Below are 23,819 nucleotides of genomic sequence, written 5' to 3'. Positions count from 1 at the left end.
TACCTGGAGCCGAATTCCTTACTGCAAGGTAAGGCGCTGGGTGGTTCGCGTCAACCGATGCGGCCGCTCGGGAGCACGATGTCGGTGGCCAGGGAGGGCAGATCGGCGGGCGCGCCGTCGGTCAGCAGGCGCTCGAATGCGGCGAGGTCGAGGTGGTCTTCGATCAGATCGGCCAGCAGATCGAGCTGGGCGGCACGCACCGTCGCGACCGAGACGTCGTCGGCCGCGACGAAACCCGCGCGCCCCGCCGCCTCGGCCACCGTGCGGAGCCACCCGCGCCGGAACTCGTCGGACTCCAGTAACCCGTGCAGGTGGGTACCCCACACCGCGCCGCGGACGCTGCCCTCCGGCTCGCCGTCGACGGTGAGCCACGCCTGATCCGCACGGTGCGTGACGCGGCCGTGATGGATCTCGTAGCCGTGCACGGCGACTCCCGCGGCGTGTCCCGAGCTGCGGCGCAACACCTTCGGCTCGGCGAATTCGACGGTGAGATCGAGCAGTCCGAGCCCGTCGACCTCGCCCGCACCGGACTCGACGCGGTCCAGGATGCGGGTGCCGAGCATCTGATATCCGCCGCAGACGCCCAGGATCGGCTTGCCCGTGCCGGCGCGGGCCCGCAATGCGTCGGCGATGCCGGTACGCCGCAACCACCGCAGATCCGAAACCGTCGCCTTGCTGCCGGGCAGGACCACCAGATCGGCGTCCGCCAACCGGGACGGTTCGGCCACCCAGCGCACCGCGACGCCGGGTTCGCAGGCCAGCGCCTCGACATCGGTGGAATTGGAGATGCGCGGCAGCCGGATCGCGGCGACGGTCAGCCACTCGGTGCCCATCGGTGGCCGCGGACGGCCGACCGGCGCGTCGGCGAGGGTGCTCAGCGAGTCCTCCGCATCGATCCACAGATCGTCGGCATACGGCAGCACGCCGAGGGTGGGGCGGCCGGTGAGCTCGGTGAGACGCTCCAGCCCGGGCCGCAGCAGATCGACCGCGCCGCGGAACTTGTTGACGACGAACCCGCAGATCAATCGCTGGTCTTCGGGCTCGAGGATGGCGACGGTGCCGAACAGATGGGCGAGCACGCCACCGCGATCGATGTCCCCGACAAGCAGCACCGGCAGCTCCGCGGCGCGCGCCAGACCCATGTTCGCCAGATCCGTCGCGCGCAGGTTGATCTCGGCGGGCGACCCGGCGCCCTCGCAGACGACCACGTCGAATTCCGCGCGCAAGGCGGCCAGTTCGGCGGCCACCACCTCGCGCAGCTCCCGGCGATGCCGGAAGTAGTCCTCCGCGCCGACGGTGCCGACCGCCTTGCCGCGCACCACCAGCTGGGAGCGGCGATCACTGCCCGGCTTGAGCAGGACGGGATTGAACCGCACGCTCGGCTCCAGTCCGCACGCCTGGGCCTGCAATGCCTGCGCCCGGCCGATTTCCCCGCCGTCGAGCGTGACCACGGAGTTGTTGGACATGTTCTGGGCCTTGAAGGGGGCGACGCGCACGCCGCGCCGCGCCAGCATCCGGCAGATCCCGGCCACGACGACACTCTTGCCCGCGTCCGAGGTCGTGCCCGCGACCAGCAGCGCGCCCTTCATCGCGGCCCGGTCATGCGGGGTGCGGCCACCCGGACCGCCGGTCCGCGACCGGCCAGGCCGCCGGTCACGGGAGGGTCAGGATCTCGGCCCCCGACTCGGTGACGACCAAGGTGTGCTCGAACTGCGCGGTCCACTTGCGATCCTTGGTGACGACGGTCCAGCCGTCGTCCCAGATCTCGTAGTCGATGCCGCCGAGGTTGATCATCGGCTCGATGGTGAACGTCATGCCCGGTTCGATGATGGTCTCCACCGCGGGCTGGTCGTAGTGCAGCACGACCAGTCCGCTGTGGAAGGTCGGGCCGACGCCGTGGCCGGTGAAGTCGCGCACCACGCCGTAGCCGAACCGGTTGGCGTAGGACTCGATGACGCGGCCGATCACGTTCAGCGCCCGGCCGGGCCGGACCGCTTTGATCGCCCGCATCGTGGCCTCCTCGGTCCGCTCGACCAGCAGGCGCACCTCCTCGTCGACGTCACCGGCGAGGAATGTCTTGTTGGTGTCACCGTGCACGCCGTCGATGTAGGCGGTGACGTCGATGTTGACGATGTCGCCGTCCTCGATCACGGTCGAGTCCGGGATGCCGTGGCAGATGACCTCGTTCAGCGAGGTGCAGCACGACTTCGGAAAGCCCTTGTAACCCAGGGTGGAGGGGTACGCGCCGTGGTCGCACATGTATTCGTGCGCGATGCGGTCCAGTTCGTCGGTGGTCACGCCGGGCGCGACCGCCTTGCCTGCCTCCTCCAGCGCCTGCGCGGCGATCTTGCCCGCGATCCGCATCTTCTCGATCGTCTCGGCGGTCTGCACCCAGGGCTCGCGCCCCTCGTCGGCGGTCTTCTTCCACGCGTATTCCGGCCGCTCGATGGCGCGCGGCACTTCACGGGTGGGCGACAGCGTTCCGGGGACGAGGGGCTTGCGAGTGCGGACAGACATAGCGAACAGCGTAATCGGACCACCGCGCCGATGCCGAGGGCCAGCGGAAACAGCGCCGGACCACGGTCCGGTTCTGCCGGGCAGCCGGAGCCCATCGGTCGCCGAATCGGCGGCACGGACCGTGGCCATCCGGGAGAGGTCGTCCCACCGCGGTCTTGACGGACGCACGGCATCCCATTCGCCCGGGCACCGACGAATACGCAGACCGATGTGGCGTGACGATCGTGGGCTCATATCGGACCGAGTCCGTACCCCGCGAGTCGGCGTAGGCGACACCGGATCGAGTAATTCAGCCGACGGTGTCCGCTGGCGCGTGAAATGATCCGCACACCGGAAACCCTCCGTCGGGTGGGAGTAGAAATGGCTACTGAACCAGCTTCTCAACCGCACCGGGACAAAACCGCAGCGCCTTCATCGCTCGACCTTCCCGCGGAGCAGCCAACGGGGAATGCCCGGACCGAGTCGGCGGCAGGCGAGGACGAGCACACGCGCGAGACGGACACGACCACCCGAAGTGGACGGTACGCGCTCACAGCGGCGCTGTGCGCTGCGCTGATCTCCAGCATCGTGTCGGCCTCCGCCGCCGTGTACGTCACTGTCAACAAAGCGGATCGCGACGAGCGACTCGCGTTGGTGCAGGTGGCACTGAAGAACCGAAAAGACGCTTACCACGACTTCCTCGCCAGTGCGTACGGCTTCGTAGCGCAGGTAGGAGCCATGGCCGGATACCTCCGCGTAACCGATCTCGATGGCTTTCGTACCGGAATGACGGTATTCGCTGATCGCTTGGTCGCCTTCATGGCCGCCGCCGATCTGGCGAGCATGGCTTCCAGCGAGGACATGTACGCGTTGCTTCAGAATTCCCGCAGTTGACAAAAGAATTCATCGATCGGCGCTACGAGCCTTTCGTCATGAAGCACATGGCGACAACCGGAATCGCTTCCGACGATGACGAACGGAAGCGTGACAGCGCAGCTCTCGACACCGCGCTCATGGACCTCGGAAACGGACTCAGTGAGTTGCTGGGCCAATTCACGGTGCAGGGCCGCAAGGAACTCACATAGCCGTCCTGCTGCGGGAGCTCGGAACACCGCTTCGACGCGGCCCGGGCAGCAGGGGCCACGCTGCCGACGCCTGTCGCCCCATCCCCATACCATGGGCTCGTGTCCGTTCTACCGCTGATCTTCACAGCAGGCTGGGCCAGTGGCGTGAACGCCTACGCCGTGGTCCTGCTGCTCGGCCTCTTCGGCCGGTTCGGCTTCGCCGATTCGGTGCCGGAAGCCTTGCAGCGCACCGATGTCCTGATCGCGGCGGCAGTGCTGTTCCTGATCGAGGCCGTGGCCGACAAGATCCCGTATCTCGACTCGTTCTGGGACGCGGTGCACACCGTGGTACGGCCGATCGCGGGAGCGGTGGTCGCGGCCCTGCTGGCCGGACAGGACGGCTCGCTGCCGGAACTCGCCGCGGGCGCGGTCGGCGGAACGGCCGCCCTGGTCAGCCATCTGGTGAAGGCCGGAACCCGGATGGCGGTCAACACCTCCCCCGAGCCCGCCAGCAACATCGTGGTGAGCACCGTCGAGGATGTGACCGTGGCCGGTGTGGTCACCCTCGCCGTTTTCCACCCACTGGCCGCGTCGGTGATCGCGGCGGTTCTGCTCGTCGCCGGTGTGACCCTGGTGTACTTCTGCGCCAGCCGGATCCGTCGCTATCTCCGGCGACGCCGCGCCCGTCGGGCAGCGCGCACGGGCGGCCGCGCGCTAGTCGCGGAATGATTGCCAGGCAAGAGAATCCGTCACGGGCGTGCCGCGCCAGTCGACCACGCGGCACGCCGGGCGGGGCGCCCCGTTGCGCCCGCCGTCACTGTGCCGGCGACAGGACCACCCGGAGAAAGCCACTGGTCGGGCGGCTCGGCACCGGGACGTCGCCATTCGGACGAGTGACGCTGCGGGGCAGTGTCACTACCGCGGACGAGACCACCGTCGCGTCGAACTCATTGTTCGGGCAAACGGCGGCGGCCACCGGCCACGTCGGTTACCAGATCAGTGTACCCGTCGACGAGTTCGGCCAGTTGATACCAATGTTTATGGGTATTGTCGCTGCGCGCGCCCTCGGTGTGAATGACCTGATTGGCGTCCACCCAGCTACGTGCCATCCGGTCCACCACGGCGCCGAGGCTCTCGGTGTGCAGCGAAGCCCCGTTGCGGTGCTGTGGGATCTCCTGCGCGACCCAGTCGTTGATGTCGTCGACGAGCTCGCGACGGCGGCAGTCTATTTCGGCGATGAGTGCGGCGTCCACCGCCTGCACGCGGTGCTGGTGCAGCTCGGCGAGTGCGTGTGCGGACCGCAGCAGCTCCCGGTCTTGGAAACGCCGTCCCTGGAAAGCACACAACAATTGCGGTGCGGTCGGTAAGACGCCGACTGTCGGCGCGCTCATCGCCGTACTCCGAGTTCGCCCGACACCAACGCTCTTTGTACCAACATAATTGGCTCTCGATTCGGTTATCCCGGCCATCGGATCGGTTGTCACAACTAGGCTAGCTGGATCATGCACGTACAGATGCAAGAACGCAAGATTGCGTCTGCATTTCTGCGGTCAAGGCCTCCTGACGGTGCGTCAGCGCCGAGAGCACACTCACCGCAACCCTTTTCGGCACCAGAGGCCGAACGATCCCCGTCCCGTTCGGCGATACGGGAGACGTCCTTCGTTCCCGACTTCCGGTCACTGTTCAGAACCCCGCGCCCGTCCACGAGTACGGAAGCGACCACCGCTGTGAACCTTTAGTTGCCACCAGTGTGCGGATGGCGTTCGCGGGGACCGGTGACAGGAACACGATCCCGAAGCGCCACACCGGCCTTCAGCGGCTTGCCCACCACCTGGACACGTTCAGAGCCGAGTAGCGGCGGCGAGCAGCGTCAGCGCGGGCAGCGCGCCCTGCACCATCGCACCTCTGGCGAACCGGCGGTCGTGCGCCACCAGGACCACCGCCGCGGCCAGCATCGACCCGCATCCGGCGAGCAGCAGCGCCCATCCCGCCTCCGGCGCCGACCGCAGGATCGCCACGCCCACGAGTGTCACCACCGCCAGAAACAGGTTGTAAAAGCCCTGATTGAACGCCCATGGCCGCGCCGCCTGCAATTCGGCTTCGGAGAGCCGGAAGATCCCCTGGTACACCTTGGGGTCGCCGAACCGCACGGACTCCATGACGAAGATGCCGACATGGAGCACAGCGGCCGCGGCGGCGAACACCTGTACCGCCCAGAGCATTCGACCTCCTCGGATGCGTGCCGACCGGGGGCGCCGGCACCCGATCCGCCGGCGATCCGCGCGACGGCCCGGTCGACACCGGCGCGCCGAGGCATCCTATGACCGAAGCGGGGAAAGCGCGGGCAACGGCCTGCCGACACGCCGCCGCGCGAAATCGGTCAACCGGCCAGTCCGAAAACGCGCCGCGCGTTGCCGTCCAGGTACAGCTCGCGGGTCTCGTCGTCGAGCCCGAGGGCCGCGAAACCATCGAGCGCGTGCTGCGGGAAGATCATCGGATAGTTCGTGCCGAATAGCACCTTCCTGCGCCCGCTCCGGGACTTCAGATAGGAGACCAGTTCTGCGGGAAGGCGTTTGGTCGTGTACGCGGAGGTGTCGATGACGACGTTCTCGTGCTTGCGCGCGACCGCGATCATCTCCTCGGTCCACGGATAACCGATGTGCCCGCAGACGATCGTCAGCTCCGGGAAGTCGAGGGCGACCTGATCGATGTACGGAATGGGGCGGCCGGTCTCCGACGGCCGCAACGGACCCGTGTGCCCCACCTGCGTACAGAACGGGATGCCCAGATCGACGCAGGCCGCGAACAGCGGATAGAAGCGCCGATCGGTCGGCGGCAGCTCCCACAGCCACGGGAGCACCCGCAGCCCTTTGAATCCTTGGTCCACGCGGCGGCGCAACTCCCGTACCGCGTCCATCGGACTGCGCAGGTCCACCGACGCGATGGGGAGCAGGCGCTCGGGCGCCTCGGCCACCCAGGCCGCGACCTCGTCGTTGGAGATGAGGACGCCTTCCGGCGCGTGCCACGCCGAGATGAGCGCTCGGTCGACGCCCGCGGCGTCCATCGCGTCGAGGGTGACCGACAGGGGGATCTCGTCGGTCGGTATCACCGCTCCGGTCCACCGCCGCAGTGAGGCGAACATGTCGTGAGCGAGGAAGCGCCGGGTCGGGTGTTGCGCCCAGACGTCGATGGTCATGCGCGGATTCTGACATATGTCATAGCGCCCGGCGCCGCTCCGACGACGTCCGCTGGAGCATCCTGCTCGGCAGCCCGGCTCCCATGTTTGCTGCGTTCCGGCAGCCGCCCCTGGACAACGACGACACAGCGCCGCAAGGCCCACCTGTACCTCGTCTTCTATCTCAAACGTAATAACTGAGCGCCGGGTTCGCTGGGCATAAACTGGGTATCTACCCGCAGGACCACAGACATCCGACGCAGAGCAGGGCCATGGCCGGTTCGGACCCGTTCGCCACACAGCACGATCGGCCTCCAGGGATCGAGCGGGAACTGGAGGGCGCGGGTCTCGACGACCCCGAAGTGATCGGCAAGGGCGGTTTCGGCGTCGTCTACCGCTGCAGGCAGCGGGCGTTGAATCGCAGCGTCGCGGTCAAGGTGCTCACCGCGCGACCGGATCTCGAACCGGAGAACGTCGAACGATTCCTGCGCGAACAGCAGGCCATGGGCGCGCTGTCCGGGCATCCCAACATCGTGCCGATCCTGCAAGTGGGGACCACCCGCAGCGGACGACCCTACCTGGTGATGCCGTATCACTCGCGCGGTTCGCTGGAAGACCGCATCCGCCGGGAGGGTCTGCTGCCGTTGCCGGAGGCGATCGGGATCACCGTGAAGCTGGCGGGCGCCTTGGAGACCGCGCATCGGGCAGGCATTCTGCATCGCGACATCAAACCGGGAAATGTCCTGATCACCGACTACGGCGAGCCACAACTCACGGATTTCGGGATCGCCCGTATCGAAGGCGGTTTCGAGACCACCACGGGTGTGGTCACCGGTTCGCCCGCGTTCACCGCGCCGGAGGTGCTGCGTTCCGGCGTGCCGTCGGTCGCCTCGGACGTCTACGGGCTCGGCGCGACGCTGTTCGCCATGATCACCGGTCACGCGGCATACGAGCGTCGTTCCGGCGAGCAGGTCGTCGCACAGTTCCTGCGTATCGCCGCCGACCCGCTGCCGGATCTGCGGCTCGACGGCATCCCCGACGAGGTGGCCGCCGCCATCGAGGCCAGCATGGCGCACAATCCCGCCGACCGTCCGCCCTCGGCCGCCGCGTTCGGCGAGCGGCTGCGCGATATCCAGCGCGGCAACGACATGCAGGTCGAGCACATGACTCTGCCCGCGGGCGATCGGCCCGCGCCCGAAGACCTCAGCACGCGGCCGTTGACGGCCACCGCGCGGTTCCCCACCCCGCACCCGAAGACCCCGCCGACGCCGGAGACCAAATTCCGCCCGGCGTTGCCTACTCGGCCGCTGGTCCAGCGCGAGCGCCTGATCGACGCGTTGCAGACCGTGCCGCCGCCGCGCCTGGCCGTCATCCACGCCCCAGCCGGGTTCGGCAAGAGCACCCTGGCGGCCCAGTGGGCCAAGCGTCTCGCCGAGACCGAGAAGGTGGCGGTGGCCTGGCTGAACGTCGACCGGGACGACAACAACGTCGTCTGGCTGCTGACGCATCTGATCGAGGCCTTCAATCGCGTCAGCCCGGCGCTGGCGCCCGACCTGACGCCGGTGCTCGAGGAGGGCGACGCCGCCGCCGCACGCTACGTGCTCACCACGCTGATCGACGCCATCCACGCACGCGACGAGCGGTTCGCCCTGGTGATCGACGACTGGGATCGGATCACCGATCCCGCCGCCGTCGAGGCCCTGCACTACCTGATCGAGGAGGGCCCGCAGCACCTGCAGATCATCTTGACCAGCCGCTCGCTGGAAGGTCTGCCGCTCGGCACCATGCGCGTTCGCCACCAGCTCGTCGAAATCGACGCCGCCGCATTGCGTTTCGACCCCGACGAGGCGCGCACGTTCCTCGCCGAACAGACCGGTCTCACGCTGGCCGACGCCGAGAACGCCGAACTGCACGACTACACCGAAGGCTGGGCGGCGGCCTTGCAACTGGCGTCGCTGTCGCTGCGCGAGCACCCCGATCCGGCCTCGCTGATCGCCCACCTGTCCGGCCGCAACCATGCCATCGCCGAGTACCTGGCCGAGAACGTGCTCGACACCGTCGAGCCCGAGCTGCTCGACGTTCTGCTGAAAACCGCGCTTCCGGACCGGGTTTCCGGCAGTTTGGCCACCGCCCTGACCGGAAGGCCGCACGGGCAGGACCTGCTGGAGAATCTCGAACGCCGCAATCTGTTCCTGCGCCGGGTCGACGACAGCGGCGACTGGTTCCGCTACCACCATCTGTTCGCGAAATTCCTGCGCAGGCGACTCGAGCGTGATTTCCCCGACGAGGTCGCCGCACTCCACCGCACGGCGGCGACATGGTTCGGCGACCACGGGATGCTCAGCGACGCCATCGACCACGCGCTGGCCGGCGACGGCGGCGAGATGGCGGTCGACATCGTCGAGGCCAAAGCCCGCGATCTGGTGCAAGACGCGCAGCTGGCGACGTTCCTCGGCCTGGTCGCCAAACTTCCGCCTGCGGTGGCCGCCGCGCGCCCGCGGCTGCAGATCGCGATCGCCTGGACCCACGTGGTGCTGCGACAGCCCACGGAGTTGCACGCCGCGTTACGGCTGGTGCGCGCGTCGCTGGAGAAGGCGACGGTCGACGACCCGGATCTGGCGATCGAAGCCGACCTCATCGAGTGCGTGGAACGCGCGTTCGGCGACCATCCCGAAGGCGTGGACGCCGTAGTCGGCAAATGCCTGGGCCGGGCCGACACGCTGGGTCCGTGGGTGCTGTGCGAAGCCGCGAATCTCGCCGCGTTCTCCGCGTTCAGCCGGTTCGATTACGACCGGGCGCGCGAATGGCACGACTGGGCCACACCGTTCTACCGGCAGACCCGCAGCACATTCATCCTGATGTACAGCCACAGCCTGGTCGGCGTCGCGGCACGCGAACAGCTCGATATCGCCACGGCCGAACACAGCTTCCGCACCGCGCTCGAGATCGCCATCAGCTCCACGGGCCCGCGGTCCTACGCCGCCCGTCTGGCGGGCGCCCTGCTCGGCGAGTTGCTCTACGAACGCGACCAGCTCCCCGGGGCCGAGCGCTTGCTGGACGAAGCGGGCCGGCTCGGCACCGAGGGCGGCCCGGTCGACTTCCTGATGGCGAACTACGCCACCGGCGCCCGGATCAAGGCCCTGCGCGGCGACCTGTCGTCCGCCGCACGACGGCTGGAAGAAGGCGCCGAGGTGGCGCAGGCCCTGAAACTGCCCCGGCTGGCCACCCGCATCGCCAATGAGCAGGTCCGGCTCGGCCTGACGGCCACCTATGTCACCGAACCGCCGGCCGGGGAAAGCGGCATAGCCACGATGGCCGCGGAGATGCGCGAGGATTCCGCGATCCGCATGCTGCTGCGTTCCGGCGCCGCCAAGAGGGTTGCCGCCGCGTCCGCGCGTGCCCGGCAGCTGCGGGATTCCATCGACGCCGATCGACGCCCCCGGGCCGCGGCACAGGCCTCGCTGCTGCTCGCTTCCTGCCTCGCGGCGGCCGGCCGGATCGAAGCGGCGAAGGACGAGTTGGTCCCGGTGGTGGTCCGGTACGCCGAGGCCGGGCTCATCCGGCCGTTGCTCGACGAGGGGCACCTGGTCATGTCGCTGTTGCACAGCTTGGACTACGACTTGCGCGAGGGACGTTGGCCCGAGGAACGGCCGATGGTCTCGCCGAGGTTCCTGCACAGGTTGCTCGCCCGCTGAACCCTCGCGCGAACCGCCGCTCACAACACCGGTTGCGGACCGCGTGAGGTGTCGGTGTCCAGAATGTGCAGCACCCATCGGCCTTTGCCGTCGGCTTTCGCCCGGTAGAGGCCGGTATCGGCCGCGTCGAGCAGCGATTCGGCGTCCGCGCCCGCCACCGCCGTGACGACCGCGCCGATGCTGATCGACATGCGTAGCCGCCGGTCACCGGCGGTGATCGGGTCGACCAGCGCCTCGAGCAGGCTGTTCGCCACGGTGGCCACCCGGTGGTCGCTGGCAGGCGGCGGGACCAGCGCGACGAACTCGTCGCCGCCGATGCGGGCGACCAGGCACCCCGATCCGCGCACACTGTCCTGCAGGCGCTCCGCGACCGCGGTCAGAATCTGGTCGCCGGTGCCGTGACCGTAGCGATCGTTGATGTGTTTGAAGCGGTCGATGTCGACGAAACACAACCCCGCGCGGTCCCCGTTGCGGGCGTCGGCGATCATCGCGTCGATCCGTTCGATGAGATGCCGCCGGTTCGGCAGTCCGGTGAGCGGGTCGTGCCGGGCCTGCCGATGCAGCTCCTCGCGCATCCGGTGCTGCTCGGTGACGTCCTCGCCGACCGCGAGCAGATAGTCGCTCTGACCGTCCACGCCCTTGACGAAGGTGATGGCGAACGACGCCCACCCGTAGCTGTCGTCGGCGCGCCGGATCCGCTGCTCCAGTTTCACCGTGCCCGCCCCAGCCGGCACGAGTTTCTCGTACACCAGCGTGCGGATGCCCTCGCGGTCGTTGGGGTGCGCGAAGTCGTAGACCGACACCCCGCGCAGGGTCTCCGCCGGGACTCCGATCATCTCGGCCAAGCCCCGGTTGACGTCCAGCAGCGTGCCGTCGGTGTCACCGATGGCGATCGCGATCGCCGCGTTGTCGAACACCACGCGGAACCGTTCGTCATACAAGCGGCGCGCGTGGCTGGCGGCCTCCCGCGACTGCGCTTCGTAGCCCTGACCGACAGCCGCGAGCAGCGCCGCGAGCCGCCGCCCGGCATCCGGAGCCGTCTCGTGTCCGGCCAGCCCATAGAGGACCTGGGCGGACGTACTGGGCACCGCCGGGCCGACCAGTCCGGCGGAGGCCAGCCCCGCGCCCACGCGGAGCCCGACGCTCGCGTCGAAAGGTTCGGCTTCGAGGCCGGAAACCAGCTCCTCGACCATCCCGAGTAGCACGGCCTCGGGGTCCGGTACGGACACCGACCAATCGGCGACGGCCTGCAGAGCGCGCCACCACGAGTTCGCCATCCTGGCGAGTTCGATCTGTTCCACCGCAACCCCCTCACCATTCAGGCCGGAGATAGCCCCCGACGCATCGTATCCACACTTGTTCGAGACCGTCGAGTACTGCCGCCCGGAAGCATTCCCAGGCATGGCGAGAAGGGCGGCCCTACGGCAACCCGTTCTCCCGGAAGATCGACGCGCCTTTGTACCGCATCGTCTTGACCTGCCAGACCCAGGTCGCCTGCACACACGCGACCAGATCGGCGAGATGGGTCGAGACGGTGGCCGCCAGCTCGGCGTCCTCCGCGGCCAAGTGGTCGCATCGCTCGGCCACGACCGCGCCCACCTTCCGGAACTCGGCCAGCCGTGCGCGCACGATCTCGGTGGCGCCCCGCACGGCGTCCTCGAGCGACCATCCGGGGTGGTTCAGCAGTACCGCCGGGATCAAGTTGAAGTCCGCGAGATCGACGATGCACTCCTTCTCGAAGGAGAACACGTCGTTCATCAGCGCGCCGATCTCGACGGTCAGCATCCGCAGGCGGTGCAGATCGCCGTCCAGCCCGGTGTGGCGGATCCGTTCCCACGGCAGATAGTCGTCGCGGCCGAACTCGCACAGCGCGATCGCCGGATACATGCCCGACACCTGGGAGCGCAGGTCGATGTACTCCTCGACGCTGAGCAACCCACCGCGCGCCCGGGCGTTCTGGTCCTGGATCGCTGGCCGCAGGTGCTCGATGGTCGATTCGATGAACCGGTCGAGCCAGGCCGGGTCCGCGAGGGCGGACAGCATCGCGAGGAACGCCGTTGCCGACGTCTCCAACGGAGTGGCGTCCCGCGGCGCCGAGCGCGTGCGCAGGAGGACGCACAGCCGGTCGATCGCTACGCGCGCTTCGCGCTGTTCGTCGTCCCCGAGGTGACCGAACTTCTCCCGCCCAACGGTGTCGTTGAGCCAGAACAGGATCGCGTTGTACAGGCCGATGATCGTCATCCGCTCGGCGCTGACGGCCCCAGGATGCAGGTAGGGCGTCATGCTGTTGTAGTGCGGGCCCGCGGGCTCGAGCCAGATGCCGTGCTCGCGGCAGAAGCGCTCCACCTCCGCGCACGCTCGGTCGCCGAACCGGTTGGGCCGGAAGTCGCGGCAGTAATCGACGATGTCCCAGTCGGGTGTACCGAACATCGCGCGCAACGACCACTGCCGCCCGGTTCGCAGCAACGCCTCGTGTTGCCCGCGCATGGTGACGATTTCCCGCTCGAGTGCCGATGTGTACTCACTGACCACAACGACTTCCTCCCACTATGGTGACTTCTAATGAATTGTCTCCGACTTATCGGGAGTGGGGTCGGTCGAAGGGCGAAGATCACGCAACCCCGTGTCCTCGATGACGTTGGCGCGCTGATGATTCGACGGCGACACAGCCGCAAACGGCGAGTTCGCCGTACCGGGCGGCGTCGCGGCGCGCGGGTCGCCATAGCGCAACTAGGCAAGCGACCAATTCCGGACGCGGCCGGGGAACGCGGCACCCCCGGGGCCGGGCGCGCCGCCTCCGGTCCCGGCGCCTACTTCGACGCCAGCAGGTCGTGCATGGTCAGCAGCAGGTGGTCGAAGCGGGCCCGTTGCGCGGCCGGGCCGCCGCCCATCGCGGGAACCTCGCCGACCAGTTGCCGCGCCAGCGTCCGCAACTTGATGTTGGTTTCCTGGGAGCGCCACTGCAACACCCGGAACGCCTGTTCGGCGTTGATGCCGTAGACGACCATGAGCACGCCCTTGGCCTGCTCGATCACCGCCCGCGACTCGACCAGTTCGGGCAGGGTGTCGTCGAGGATCTCCTGCCGGTTCTCCTCGAGGATGTCGGAGACGTCGATGAAATAGCCCGCGGTGCCGACCACGGCGCCCCGGTCGTCGCGCATCCGATCGGCGACGACGATGACGTGCCGGGTGCGCCCGGCGGCATCGATGACGCGGTGGCGGCCGCAGAACGGCTCACCGCTGCGCACCGCGGTGGCGATGGACTCGGCGGCGGGCGCCCGGTCGTCAGGGTGCTTGTGCGCCAGCAGCAACTCCGTGCTGGGTCGCGCGCTCCCGCCGGCGTAGCCGTATATCGCGGCCGCTTGGTCCGACCATTCCCATCGCTGATCCTCGAACCAGAAGCGGAAGGTACCCACGCTCTGCGGCGTGCCCGCGATGACGCTCTCTATCGCGGAGGCGCTTCTCAGCGCGAGGTGATCCATCCTCGTCACGCGGCCATTATCTATCGGCGCTCGCGGCAGAAGGCCGGGAACACGAGATGAAATCAAATTGTGGCAAACTCTCCGCATCCTTCAAAAATGTGTGTTCTACATGGCGATCAACATTATTTTGGATGGGTATGAATTTAATAGCAATCTGACTGCAATATGCGCCGTGACGCGGCGGGCGCGCCGGTCGCGACATCGGTGGCCGGCGCCGGAAGCGCCGCCGAACCACACCCGGCCGGACCACGAGCGTGGGATGGCATCCCACGGTCGCATTCCGGCCGCGCGGCGTTCCGATCGTCCGCGCGACAATGCCGGGCTGGTCGGCGAGTATCCGGACGCCGCCTCGACCGAGCGCCCGGTCGGGTTTGCCCCGCAGAGTCGGCCGCCGAACGCAGACTCCCACGAAAACACCGACCATAACGTGCATCACGGGAGGTAGTCTCTGTTGCTGTGCCCACACTCGGCACAGATCCGCTGCACGCAGGCCGCATTCGAGGGCGCACGTGATAACGCGTTCCAGCAAGGGCGCAGACCGAAGGGGTAGTACTGATGGCAGGCAAGCGCACCGTCCTGACCGTCCGGTTGCGGCGGCTGGCGGCGATGCTGCACGAGATGCGCGAGAACGCCCAGCTCAGTAAGGAAGAGGTGAGCGCGAAGACCGGGATCAACGTCACCACGCTGTACCGGATCGAGACCGCGCAGGCGCGTCCGCAGCGGCGCACCCTCATGGCGATGCTCGATCTCTACCGGATCGGCGAGGAACAGCGCGAAGACGCCCTGGAGTTGCTGTCCGACGCGCTGAAGCCGGGCATGTCGCGCGCGTACGAGGGCAGCGTGTCCGAGGTCTATGCCGCCTACATCAACTTCGAGTCCGAGGCATTGTCCGCCCGGCACTATCAAACCTCCTTCATTCCAGGGCTTTTGCAGACCTACGAGTACGCGACGGCCGTGATCGACACCTCGATGCCGAAGCTCGAGGCGTCGGTCATGGAGAGCAGGGCGAAGGCCAGGATGGACCGCGCGGTCAACCTGACCAAGGAGGACCCGCTCGAACTGTGGGTGGTCCTGGACGAGGCCGCCATCCGTCGCACCGTGGGCGGGCCCGCGGTGATGCGGGGGCAACTCGACCGGTTGCTGCAGGAGATCAAGCGCAAGAACGTGATCCTCCAGATCCTGCCGTTCGACGCGGGCGCGCACCCCGGCATGGCGGGCTCGTTCACTTTGCTGGATTTCCCCGATCCCGCCGACCCCGAATTGGTCTACGTCGAGGGCATGGCGGGTGACGAGCTGATCGAGGGCCACACCGAGATCCGCCGATTCGGCGTGATCTTCGATCAGCTGCGCGCCATGGCGCTGAGCCCGCGCGACTCCGCGGCCATGATCGTGGAGGCCGCGCGCCGAATGGACCGGGAGGACTAGAGCCACCGGCATCCGGCGCGGATGAACGACTATTCCGCGCCGGAATGGGTACCCTCGCGCTTACTGCCGAGGGGAGGACCTATGTCCGAAGTCACCGAGAATCCACCAGCCGAATCCGGGCCCGAGCTCAAACGGGTGATGGGGCCGGGGCTGCTTCTGCTGTTCGTCGTCGGCGACATCCTCGGCACCGGCATCTACGCGCTCACCGGCAAGGTGGCCAACGAGGTCGGCGGCGCGGTGTGGGTGCCGTTCCTGGTGGCGTTCCTGGTCGCGCTGATCACCGGTTTCAGCTATCTGGAGCTGGTCACCAAGTATCCGCACGCCGCGGGCGCCGCGCTTTACACGCACAAGGCGTTCGGCATCCATTTCCTCACGTTCATGGTCGCCTTCGCGGTGATGAGTTCCGGCATCACCTCCGCCTCCACGGCGTCGCGGGCCTTCGCGGCCAACTTCGCCGAAGCCTTCGACCTGGATCTGGGCAGCGGCACCGCGGTGACGGTGATCGCGCTGGTGTTCATGGCGGTGGTCGCGGCGATCAACCTGCGCGGCGTGAGCGAGGGCGTCAAGCTGAACGTGGTGCTCACCTGCGTGGAGCTGACCGGCCTGCTGATCGTGATCGGGATCGGCTGCTGGGCGCTGGGCTTCGGCGACGGCGACTTCTCGCGCATCGTCGAATTCGACACCGGCGAGCGCAACGCGGTAGGCGGCGTCATCGTGGCCACCACGCTCGCGTTCTACGCGATGGTCGGTTTCGAGGACTCGGTGAACATGGCCGAGGAGTGCAAGGAGCCCACCCGCATCTTCCCGAAGGTGCTGCTCGCCGGGCTGATCATCACCGGGCTGATCTACGTGCTGGTGTCGATCAGCGCGGTCGCCCTCGTCCCCGCCGATCAACTCGGCGAGGGCGACACCCCACTGCTGAAGGTCGTCGAGGTGGGCGCGCCGAGCTTCCCGACGCACATCTTCGCGTACATCACCATGTTCGCCGTCGCCAATTCGGCGTTGATCAACATGTTGATGGCCAGCCGCCTGATCTACGGCATGGCTCGGCAAGGAGTATTGCCCCGGCCGTTCGGCCGGGTTCACGAGCGGCGCCGCACGCCCTTCAACGCGATCATCTTCACCACGCTGCTCGCACTCGGGCTGATCCTGTTCGTCGGCGAGGTGCCCGAACTCGGCGGCACCACGGCGCTGCTGCTGCTCGCGGTGTTCACCGTGGTCAACGTCGCCGTGCTGGTGTTGCGGCGAGACCCGGTGCCGCACAAGCACTTCAAGACGCCGACGCCGCTGCCCGTGCTCGGCGCGCTCACCTGCGGCTTTCTCGTCACGCCGTTCACCGATCGCAATCCGGCCCAATATGCCATCGCGGGCGTGCTGCTGGCCATCGGAATCGCGCTGTGGGGCCTGAACTACCTGGCCATCCGTGCCATCCGGGCCCAGCCGTTGGACAGCAGGCCGCCCACCGAGTGACCGATCGGCTTGTCGCCCTGCGGATCACCGCCGCCGGTAGGCCCGGATTCCGCAGATGACTAGTCGCCGCCCGGTAGGTAAGGTGGGCGCCGATGACCAGCATGGAAGCCCGTTTCGGGGATGCCACCCGGACCGTGCCCCTCCCCAACCCGTGGAATCTGACCGCTTATCTGGCCGCGGTGGCCGCCCATCGCGGACGCTCGATCAGCCTGCACCCGGTGCCCAAGGCGATGTTGGCCGACACGGGCTGTGGCGGGGGCGGCCTGTGGGTGGCACGCAAGCACGACGACATCATCGTGTACGACGCCGCGGCGACCGGCCGCAACGCCGATCACGTCATCCTGCACGAGGTCGGCCACATGCTGCTGGGCCACCACAAGGACCACGAGCGCGGCGATCCGCTGCCGCCCTCGTTGTCCGTCATCCTGCCCTCGATTTCGCCGCAGTCGATCGAACACGTGCTCGGCCGTGCCGAATTCGGCGCCGATCGCGAACGGGAAGCGGAGGTCTTCGCGGACATGACCATGGTGTACGCGACCCTGCCGCGCCGTCGCAGGCGGTCGTTCCGGCTGTTCGGGCGGGGCAGGTAGCTACCAGCGGTCGTAGCGCCCCTCGGGTAGTCGTCGCGCGCCGGTGCGCAGGTCGTCGACGAGATCCTGGTAACCGTCGGCCAATTCGTCGATCCTGATCCACGCGTCGTAGAAGACCGAATCGGGCGCGTGCGTCAGCGGCGCGAACGCCTGGGCGGCCAGCATGGCCAGCCGGTCCACCATGCGGCCGACGGTCTCGCTGTGCTCGGGCGCGGCGGGCGGCGGGATCGGCGTCGCGAGCGTGACCCAGCGGTCGATGCCGCGCACCAGTTGCGCTCGGCGCCGGTCGAGTTTGTCGCATCGGCTCGCGGGAGTGCGTTCGCGCGTCTGGTGCAACTGCGCCAGTTCGCCCGCCGCCTCCAGCATCGGATGATCCATGTGCGGCAAGCCTCGGAAGGCGGCCAGCAGGAGTTCTTTGCCCGGGATCACCCGGGCCTCGGATAACTGATCCACTTCACGGACCCCCATTCCGACCAGGGTGGACGCGTCTCGGTCGCGTCCTCGATGCCTTGCCTCGCCGGTGTTCCGGCACTGCCCGAACATCCACATGTGCCCAGCGTGACCGAGAACGGCAGCAGGCGCGTCGGATTCGCTCACTTCCACCGCCGCGACACGCCCATCGGCCCGATTCTCGGCGCCGCCCCGATGCCACACCAACGGCAAACATCCAGTGATCTCAGGTTTTTCGACGATAGATCCGTCTCCACTGCGGTTATTGCCAACCAGTGCGACACGCCAGCCAATCTCTGGAGAGCCGAGCAAACGCCGACTGATGATCACGCAAATACGGCGAACGCGGCGGTCCGGGCCTCCGGCAGGCCGCGGCCCAATATCCGGCCAGCGCGCACACGAAGGCATCGATGGCCGCGGAGTCGATGTCACGGGTCACCGGGTGGGCGGCGACGATCGGATCCGGATCCACACCGGCGGCCGCGATGGACGGAGCGAGGGCGACGAGGTCGATCCACGCCGCGCCTCGGCAAGCCCACGCCCAATCGACCGCCAGCACCGCACCGTCGGCGCGCCGCAGCATGTTGTCCGGCCGGAGGTCGGTGTGCAGCAGCGTGTTCCCGGCCGCGGCCGTCAGCCAGGTCGCTTCCAATTCGGCCAATTCCGTCAGGTGGCGAACGGACCACTGGTCCAGGTCCACGGGCGGGCCCTCGGTCACGAACGTCCGCCAACCGATCAGCTCCGTCCCGTAGGCTTCCGCGACCGTCGGCACGTCCACCAGCGGGCTCGGCGTCAACTCCGTGGCCAACCGCGTGGCGAGATCGAGGCAGTCCTGCAACTCCCCCGGCTCGTCGAGCCGCGGAAACATCCCCTCGACATCCTCGAACGCGGCCACGAACCATCCCGCGATCTCGCTGGTGAACCGGCATTTCGGCGCGGGCGCCGTGGCGGGCAGACGCGACGCGATCCGCGCCTCCTGCCGATAGACCGACGCGAGCCCGTCGCCCACCTCGATCGCCTTCACGAAAGCGGCGCCATCCCCGCTCGTCCGCAGCCGCACCGCCACCCCGTGACTGAACCCGCCGCGCTGATCGACCGCCGCACAAATGTCATCCCCGAGCAGCCGCGCCACTTCCGCACGCACCGGCAGCGGGACCGCGGCCCACTCGGTCCGCGACGCAGTGCTCAGATAGTCGACCATCCGCCCATGATCCGGGTCCCGGCCTCGACGCTCCACCGAAATTGCCGATTCCTTGCGTGCCCACGCGTGCGCGATATCAAGGCGCGCTGATGAACGGCGAGAGGGTGGGCGACCTGCCCGACCGCGCGCAGCTCACAGATGCCGACCGACGGACGGCGCTCAGGAGACGGCTCCGCATACCCCGACTACCAGCGCCCGCAGACCCGGCCACGCCTGGCGAAGTCACATGCTCGATCGGCACCCGAGATCGTCTCGCGGGCCTCGACTGCCAACCGTCGCGGACCGACCGCCCGCGACCACCACGACGATCAGCGTTCAGGAGACGGTTTCGCGCACGTCGAGGTAGTCCTGACCGCCGATGTAGGTGGTGTGGCCCGGGTCGGCGGGGGCGGTGGTTGCCGCGGCGACGGCGGTGGCGAACTCCGCGACGGTGGGCAAGTCGCCCTGCGCGCGGCGCGCGGCGACGGCGTCGGGGTTCCGGCGCTCCAGCAGCTGGACGATGATCGTGCCGTCGATCATGTCGCCGGAGACCACGTGCAGGGCGATACCTCTGGCTGCGAGTTCGGGGATCATGGCACGGAGCGCGTCCTCCCCCGCGCGCTTGCTGGCCGCGATGGGTTCGTAGTCGGCGGGAACCGGCTTGCGGCCGTGGAAATGCGCCTGATGACTGGTCACGAACACGATCCGCGCGCCGGACGGCATGTGCGGCACGGCGAGCCGCGCCAGCCGTTCCTGCGCGTCGCGGTTGAGGGCCATCGCGTAACCGGGCGCGGCATCGCGCTCCAGCCCACCGGAAGCGTTGAGCACCAGCACGTCCAGCCGCCCGAACTCCTCGACGATCGCGGCGAGCAGCGCACGGACCGAGTCCGCGTCGGCGATGTCGGCGCCCACGGTGGAGGCGCTGCCGCCCGCCTGCCGGATCGACTCGGCCAGCGCGTCGGCCCGCTTGGCTTTCTCCCGGTAGTTGATCACCACGTGGTCGCCCCGCGCTGCCAGCACCCGAGCGGTCTCCGCGCCGATACCGCGGGAGGCGCCCGTGATCAGAACGATTCGCCGTCCGGTCGTGTCGTCCACCGTCACCCTCTCGGTCCGCCCGGCGACCCGGGCCGATGCTTCTGATTCAGAACTACTATGCTGGTTCTAAATGAGAAGCGCAAACGAACCGAAGCCGCCGCGTGGCCGGGAGGACCCGGCGAACGCGCCGCTGCTGGCCACGATGGACCTGCTCGGCCAGCGCTGGATTCTGCGCATCCTGTGGGAACTGGAACCCGCCCGCCTCGGCTTCCTGGAACTGCGTAGGCGCATGGGCAACTGCTCTTCCAGCATGCTGTCGGTGCGCTTGCAGCACCTGCAGTCCGCGGGCTTGATCGCGAAGAACCCGGACAAGTCCTACGAACTGACCACCGCGGGCGTCGAACTCGGCACAGCACTGGAATCGGTCTGGGACTGGTCGCGCCGCTGGCGCGTAACTCCCACCGACCCCGGCGTTTGACCTTCGAGTTGGTTGAGGCTCCATGATGGCCGCGTGGTGAGTGCGGAGTCGACAGGGTTGATCACGATCGGTGTGCTCGCGCGGGCCAGCGGGCTCACGGCGAGCGCGCTGCGGTTCTACGACGACTGCGGCCTGCTCGTTCCGGCCCGCGTCGACGCACTGACCGGATACCGCTACTACACCGAGGCGCAGCGGGAGCGGGCGACGCTCATCCGGCAGTTGCGCGCGATAGATCTGCCGCTGGAGGCGATCGCGGACATTCTCACCGGCGACGCCGAGCACGCGGGCCTACTGCTCGACCGTCACGTGGCGGAACTGGCGCGGCGAGCGCACGAGGCCGCTCGCGTCGCCGCCGTGGTCAAGCGGTCACTCGGCGCGCACGTGGCGATTGATGCGGCGGCGCTGGCCGAGGCGCTCGAGCAGGTCCGGGCCGCCGCGGCTCGTACCCGCGAGATCCCGGTACTGGCGGGCGTTCTCCTGGAAGCCGGCGCGAACGCCGTGACTCTCACGGCCACCGACCGATACCGCCTGTCCACCCGCACCGTCGTGGCGAACCGGCAGCACGGCGGCGATTGGTCCGTGGTGCTCGATCCGGGCGGGCTCGCGTCGATCGCCGAGACGCTGCGCGGCATGGACGAGGTCGTCGCCACACCGGCCGACGGCGGGCTGATTCTCGCCGGAGACGGCGGAGAACACCGGTCCGCCGTCATCGACGGCGACTTCCCCGACCATCGCGCCCTACTGGCTGGGCTGGGACCGGTCCGCACCAGGGTGCTCGTCGCCCGGCATGCCATGCTGCGCCTTCTCGAAAAGATCACCGCGACAGTGCGGTTCGAGATCCAGCCATCCGAGCTCGTGGCGGTCGCACCCGGCGCGGCGCATCACGTGCCCGCTCAGGTCACCGGCTCCGCCGTCACGCTGTCCTTCGATCCCGCGACACTGCTGCCCGCCGTCCACACCGCGCTCGGCCCCGATCTCATGCTCGACATCATCGCCGCCGATCATCCGGTGATCCTGCGCTCCGCCACCGACGGAGATCTCACCACCCTGGCCATGCCGGTGCGGCCGCTCGACGAGAACGCTTCGGCATAGTCACCCCGCCGCCGACGGCCGGTATCTGCTGCGCCGCCCGTTCGTCGTGTCTGCACCGCGACCGATCGCGCGTCCCGCCCGCACACCGCCTGCCTCCAGATACATCCGGTGTCGGCCCGACACCGGCCACCCGAACTCGCACACGACACGCGACCTCATCCCACCGAAGGAGACCTGGATGAACCCGACCCACGATCCCACCATGGACGCCATCACCAGCGCCGTCACTCTCGGCCACGACGGCCGCCCGGACGACGCGCGCGACGCTCTGCTCGCCGTATGGGCCTCGCTCGGACCACAGGGCGACCCGCTGCACCGGTGCGCACTCGCCCACTATCTGGCCGATTTGTACGACGACGCCGCCGAGGCGCTCACCTGGAACATCCGGGCGCTGGACGCCGCCGACAGCCTCTCCGACGCCCGCGCCAAGAACTATGACGGATCGCTGCGGGTGGCCGCGTTCTACCCGTCACTGCATCTCAACCTCGCCGACGACTACCGCAGGCTCGGTTCCTTCGACGCCGCACAGCGCGAAATCGACGCCGCTCGCACACGATTGCACACCCTCGCCGACGATGGCTACGGGGCGATGATCCGGACGGCGGTCGATGAAGTCGAGTCGGCCATCCGCGAACGGCGCACCGAACCCCGGGCCTCGGCGCCGACGGGTGGACGATAAGCACGAGCGGCCCGCACCGGATCGGTGCGGGCCGCTCGGGGAAGGGTCCTACTTCAACCGAAGCTTGCCGAACAGGCCGTCCTTCTCGTCGTCGGGTCCAGCGGTGAAGTAGAGCGAGTCGGCGTCACCGAGGCTCTCGCCGTTGCCGAACATCAGCGCCCACAGTCCTTCGATCGCGACCGGCTTGCCGTCGGCATCACGCAGGTAGTCGGCGAATTTGCCGGTGGTGTCGTCGTAGGCGAGCACGTGTCCGGCGCCGCCGAAGTTGCCGACCAGCAGTTTGCCGCTGAGCGGACCGAACCCGTCCGGCGCGATCGTCACCGCCCAGGGCGCGTTCAGGCGCTTGCCGTCATCGATGATGCGCACCAGTTTGCCGTTGGCGTCGAACTCGGCGAGCTTGCCCTTGTCGGGTTTGCCGCCCGCTTCCCGCTCTTCGTCCTTGTCCAGCGAATCCTCCTCGCCGGCATCGAACTGCGTGGCGTCCTTCTCGTCCGGCTGCGTGGTGGCGTAGGCGACGAACACCCGGTTGCCGATGGTCGAGACGTTGAACGGCGCGGGATCGCCGGGCTTGGCCTTCTTGCCTTTCTCCGGCGCGGCCGGGTCGATCGCATCGCCGGTGGCGAACGGGTTGGCGAAGCCGATGGTCGGTATCGGCTGCCAGTTCTTGTCGAAGGTCCGCACCTGCGGGTCGGCGCCGAAGTCGGCGGCCAGCAGCTTGTCACCGGAAGGAGCGAGCGCGATCCCGAAGAACTGCATCCCTTGCGCCTGGCCGTCGAAGACCAGGTTGGCGGGTCCGTCGTGGCGCACGATCCGGCCCTCGAAGCCCAGTTCGGTCCAGGCGGAGATCTTGCCGGAGTCGGTGGCGAAGATGAATCGCGCCGAACCGTTGAGCGGGCCGCCTTCCGCCTCGACCGGCTGGTCGCGCACGACGAACAGGTCCGAGGTGATCGGCGCCGGGTTGAACACCACGCCGGTGGTCTTGCCCGCGCTCTTGTCCGAGGTGTCGGCGTCGGCGCCGGGGATGGTGACGATCTTCAGATCGTCCTGGAAGAGTTTGTGCAGCTTCTCGTCCGAGGACTTGGTCACGTCGCCGACGAATTGGAACGACTTACCGCCCGCGCCGACCCAGAAGTGCCCGCCTGCGCCCTTGGGGCGGTTGGCCAGCCCCCAGGCGTTCACCAGGTCGGGGAAAACGAACTGCGCCTTGTACTCCGCGTTGTTGGCCGCGAGATTGGTCTGGACGTATTTGTTGCCGTCGAGCGCGGGCGCCTCGTCCGACTTCGAGTCCGTGCAGCCCGCCGCCACGATCAGCGCGACACCAAGCGCCGACGCGCGCAGCAGACCACTTCGGGTCCGCGACCGAGGCGTACCGCCACGACGCGACTCATTCCAGCGTCCGTTCAACTTACTGTTTCCTTTCCGACCACACCACATTGGTGATAAGGCGAAGCTAACCTTAGCGTGCGGCAAATTCGGGAGTACCCGAACGGTTGGACGGGCACGGGTTT

Annotated in this window: 23 protein-coding genes; 11 read left to right on the top strand and 12 right to left on the bottom strand. The window is 68.2% G+C overall.

Annotated elements, in window-relative coordinates; translation table 11 throughout:
* Positions 1-50 precede the first annotated feature (50 nt).
* Positions 51-1,589 carry a cobyric acid synthase gene (locus QMG86_RS07920; RefSeq protein WP_281878606.1) on the bottom strand — a complete coding sequence of 513 codons (1,539 nt, stop codon included), beginning with the start codon at positions 1,587-1,589 and terminating at the stop codon, positions 51-53.
* Positions 1,590-1,653: 64 nt separating this feature from the next.
* Complete coding sequence (map, locus tag QMG86_RS07915) at positions 1,654-2,517, bottom strand: type I methionyl aminopeptidase (protein WP_281878605.1); 864 nt, start codon at positions 2,515-2,517, stop codon at positions 1,654-1,656.
* A 348-nt stretch (positions 2,518-2,865) separates the two neighbouring features.
* Here map and QMG86_RS07910 point away from each other — a divergent pair, with 348 nt between their 5' ends.
* The 3 genes from QMG86_RS07910 to QMG86_RS07900 all read left to right on the top strand — a co-directional run bounded on the left by QMG86_RS07910 (position 2,866) and on the right by QMG86_RS07900 (position 4,289).
* Positions 2,866-3,390, top strand: a complete 525-nt coding sequence (locus tag QMG86_RS07910) for a hypothetical protein (protein WP_281878604.1) — start codon at positions 2,866-2,868, stop codon at positions 3,388-3,390.
* On the top strand, positions 3,387-3,581 hold the full coding sequence (locus QMG86_RS07905) for a hypothetical protein (RefSeq protein WP_281878602.1): 195 nt from the start codon (positions 3,387-3,389) through the stop codon (positions 3,579-3,581). Before QMG86_RS07910 ends, QMG86_RS07905 begins: the two co-directional genes overlap by 4 nt.
* 99 nt (positions 3,582-3,680) lie before the next feature.
* Positions 3,681-4,289, top strand: a complete 609-nt coding sequence (locus QMG86_RS07900) for a DUF4126 domain-containing protein (protein WP_281878601.1) — start codon at positions 3,681-3,683, stop codon at positions 4,287-4,289.
* 218 nt (positions 4,290-4,507) lie between these two features.
* On the opposite strand, the gene QMG86_RS07895 is transcribed toward QMG86_RS07900, so the two are convergent.
* The 3 genes from QMG86_RS07895 to QMG86_RS07885 form a co-directional block, all read right to left on the bottom strand.
* Entirely contained in the window at positions 4,508-4,867 is a 360-nt protein-coding gene (locus tag QMG86_RS07895) for a DUF4254 domain-containing protein (RefSeq protein ID WP_281880832.1), read from the bottom strand.
* A gap of 534 nt (positions 4,868-5,401) precedes the next feature.
* Positions 5,402-5,782, bottom strand: a complete 381-nt coding sequence (locus QMG86_RS07890; RefSeq protein WP_281878600.1) for a DUF1304 domain-containing protein — start codon at positions 5,780-5,782, stop codon at positions 5,402-5,404.
* A gap of 158 nt (positions 5,783-5,940) precedes the next feature.
* The gene (locus tag QMG86_RS07885) at positions 5,941-6,756 is read right to left on the bottom strand and encodes an amidohydrolase family protein (RefSeq protein WP_281878598.1); all 816 of its coding nucleotides are present in this window, start codon (positions 6,754-6,756) and stop codon (positions 5,941-5,943) included.
* Between the two features lie 251 nt (positions 6,757-7,007).
* Here QMG86_RS07885 and QMG86_RS07880 point away from each other — a divergent pair, with 251 nt between their 5' ends.
* Positions 7,008-10,430 (top strand): serine/threonine-protein kinase, encoded by a 3,423-nt coding sequence (locus tag QMG86_RS07880; protein WP_281878597.1) that lies wholly within the window; start codon positions 7,008-7,010, stop codon positions 10,428-10,430.
* A gap of 20 nt (positions 10,431-10,450) precedes the next feature.
* Here QMG86_RS07880 and QMG86_RS07875 read toward each other — a convergent pair whose 3' ends face one another.
* From QMG86_RS07875 to QMG86_RS07865, 3 genes are all read right to left on the bottom strand, one after another.
* Entirely contained in the window at positions 10,451-11,731 is a 1,281-nt protein-coding gene (locus QMG86_RS07875) for a sensor domain-containing diguanylate cyclase (RefSeq protein WP_281878595.1), read from the bottom strand.
* 118 nt (positions 11,732-11,849) lie between these two features.
* On the bottom strand, positions 11,850-12,962 hold the full coding sequence (locus QMG86_RS07870; RefSeq protein ID WP_281878593.1) for a terpene synthase family protein: 1,113 nt from the start codon (positions 12,960-12,962) through the stop codon (positions 11,850-11,852).
* Between the two features lie 278 nt (positions 12,963-13,240).
* Entirely contained in the window at positions 13,241-13,912 is a 672-nt protein-coding gene (locus QMG86_RS07865) for a PAS and ANTAR domain-containing protein (protein ID WP_281880831.1), read from the bottom strand.
* A 109-nt stretch (positions 13,913-14,021) separates the two neighbouring features.
* Here QMG86_RS07865 and QMG86_RS07860 point away from each other — a divergent pair, with 109 nt between their 5' ends.
* From QMG86_RS07860 to QMG86_RS07845, 4 genes are all read left to right on the top strand, one after another.
* On the top strand, positions 14,022-14,357 hold the full coding sequence (locus QMG86_RS07860; protein WP_281878592.1) for a hypothetical protein: 336 nt from the start codon (positions 14,022-14,024) through the stop codon (positions 14,355-14,357).
* A 110-nt stretch (positions 14,358-14,467) separates the two neighbouring features.
* Positions 14,468-15,337, top strand: a complete 870-nt coding sequence (locus QMG86_RS07855) for a helix-turn-helix domain-containing protein (RefSeq protein ID WP_281878591.1) — start codon at positions 14,468-14,470, stop codon at positions 15,335-15,337.
* Between the two features lie 81 nt (positions 15,338-15,418).
* Positions 15,419-16,807 carry an APC family permease gene (locus QMG86_RS07850; RefSeq protein WP_281878589.1) on the top strand — a complete coding sequence of 463 codons (1,389 nt, stop codon included), beginning with the start codon at positions 15,419-15,421 and terminating at the stop codon, positions 16,805-16,807.
* Positions 16,808-16,899: 92 nt separating this feature from the next.
* Positions 16,900-17,397, top strand: coding sequence for a M48 family metalloprotease (locus tag QMG86_RS07845; protein WP_281878588.1), 498 nt, complete (start codon positions 16,900-16,902; stop codon positions 17,395-17,397).
* On the opposite strand, the gene QMG86_RS07840 is transcribed toward QMG86_RS07845, so the two are convergent.
* The 3 genes from QMG86_RS07840 to QMG86_RS07830 form a co-directional block, all read right to left on the bottom strand.
* Positions 17,398-17,850 carry a DUF4254 domain-containing protein gene (locus QMG86_RS07840; RefSeq protein WP_281878587.1) on the bottom strand — a complete coding sequence of 151 codons (453 nt, stop codon included), beginning with the start codon at positions 17,848-17,850 and terminating at the stop codon, positions 17,398-17,400.
* Positions 17,851-18,109: 259 nt separating this feature from the next.
* Positions 18,110-19,048 (bottom strand): phosphotransferase, encoded by a 939-nt coding sequence (locus tag QMG86_RS07835; protein WP_281878586.1) that lies wholly within the window; start codon positions 19,046-19,048, stop codon positions 18,110-18,112.
* 315 nt (positions 19,049-19,363) lie between these two features.
* Positions 19,364-20,122, bottom strand: a complete 759-nt coding sequence (locus QMG86_RS07830; RefSeq protein ID WP_434086163.1) for an SDR family oxidoreductase — start codon at positions 20,120-20,122, stop codon at positions 19,364-19,366.
* 70 nt (positions 20,123-20,192) lie between these two features.
* Here QMG86_RS07830 and QMG86_RS07825 point away from each other — a divergent pair, with 70 nt between their 5' ends.
* The 3 genes from QMG86_RS07825 (at position 20,193) to QMG86_RS07815 (ending at position 22,311) form a co-directional block, all read left to right on the top strand.
* The gene (locus QMG86_RS07825) at positions 20,193-20,540 is read left to right on the top strand and encodes a winged helix-turn-helix transcriptional regulator (RefSeq protein WP_281878584.1); all 348 of its coding nucleotides are present in this window, start codon (positions 20,193-20,195) and stop codon (positions 20,538-20,540) included.
* A 33-nt stretch (positions 20,541-20,573) separates the two neighbouring features.
* The gene (locus QMG86_RS07820) at positions 20,574-21,632 is read left to right on the top strand and encodes a DNA polymerase III subunit beta family protein (RefSeq protein ID WP_281878583.1); all 1,059 of its coding nucleotides are present in this window, start codon (positions 20,574-20,576) and stop codon (positions 21,630-21,632) included.
* A gap of 178 nt (positions 21,633-21,810) precedes the next feature.
* Entirely contained in the window at positions 21,811-22,311 is a 501-nt protein-coding gene (locus tag QMG86_RS07815; protein WP_281878581.1) for a hypothetical protein, read from the top strand.
* Between the two features lie 48 nt (positions 22,312-22,359).
* Here the strand turns inward: QMG86_RS07815 and QMG86_RS07810 are convergent, their stop codons facing one another.
* Positions 22,360-23,715 (bottom strand): TIGR03118 family protein, encoded by a 1,356-nt coding sequence (locus QMG86_RS07810; RefSeq protein WP_434086162.1) that lies wholly within the window; start codon positions 23,713-23,715, stop codon positions 22,360-22,362.
* Between the last annotated feature and the right edge of the window lie 104 nt (positions 23,716-23,819).

It is taken from the genome of Nocardia sputorum, from assembly GCF_027924405.1.
GTDB lineage: Bacteria > Actinomycetota > Actinomycetes > Mycobacteriales > Mycobacteriaceae > Nocardia > Nocardia sputorum.
Note: the sequence above shows the minus strand (reverse complement) of the source record. Positions and strands in the feature narration are given on the sequence as shown.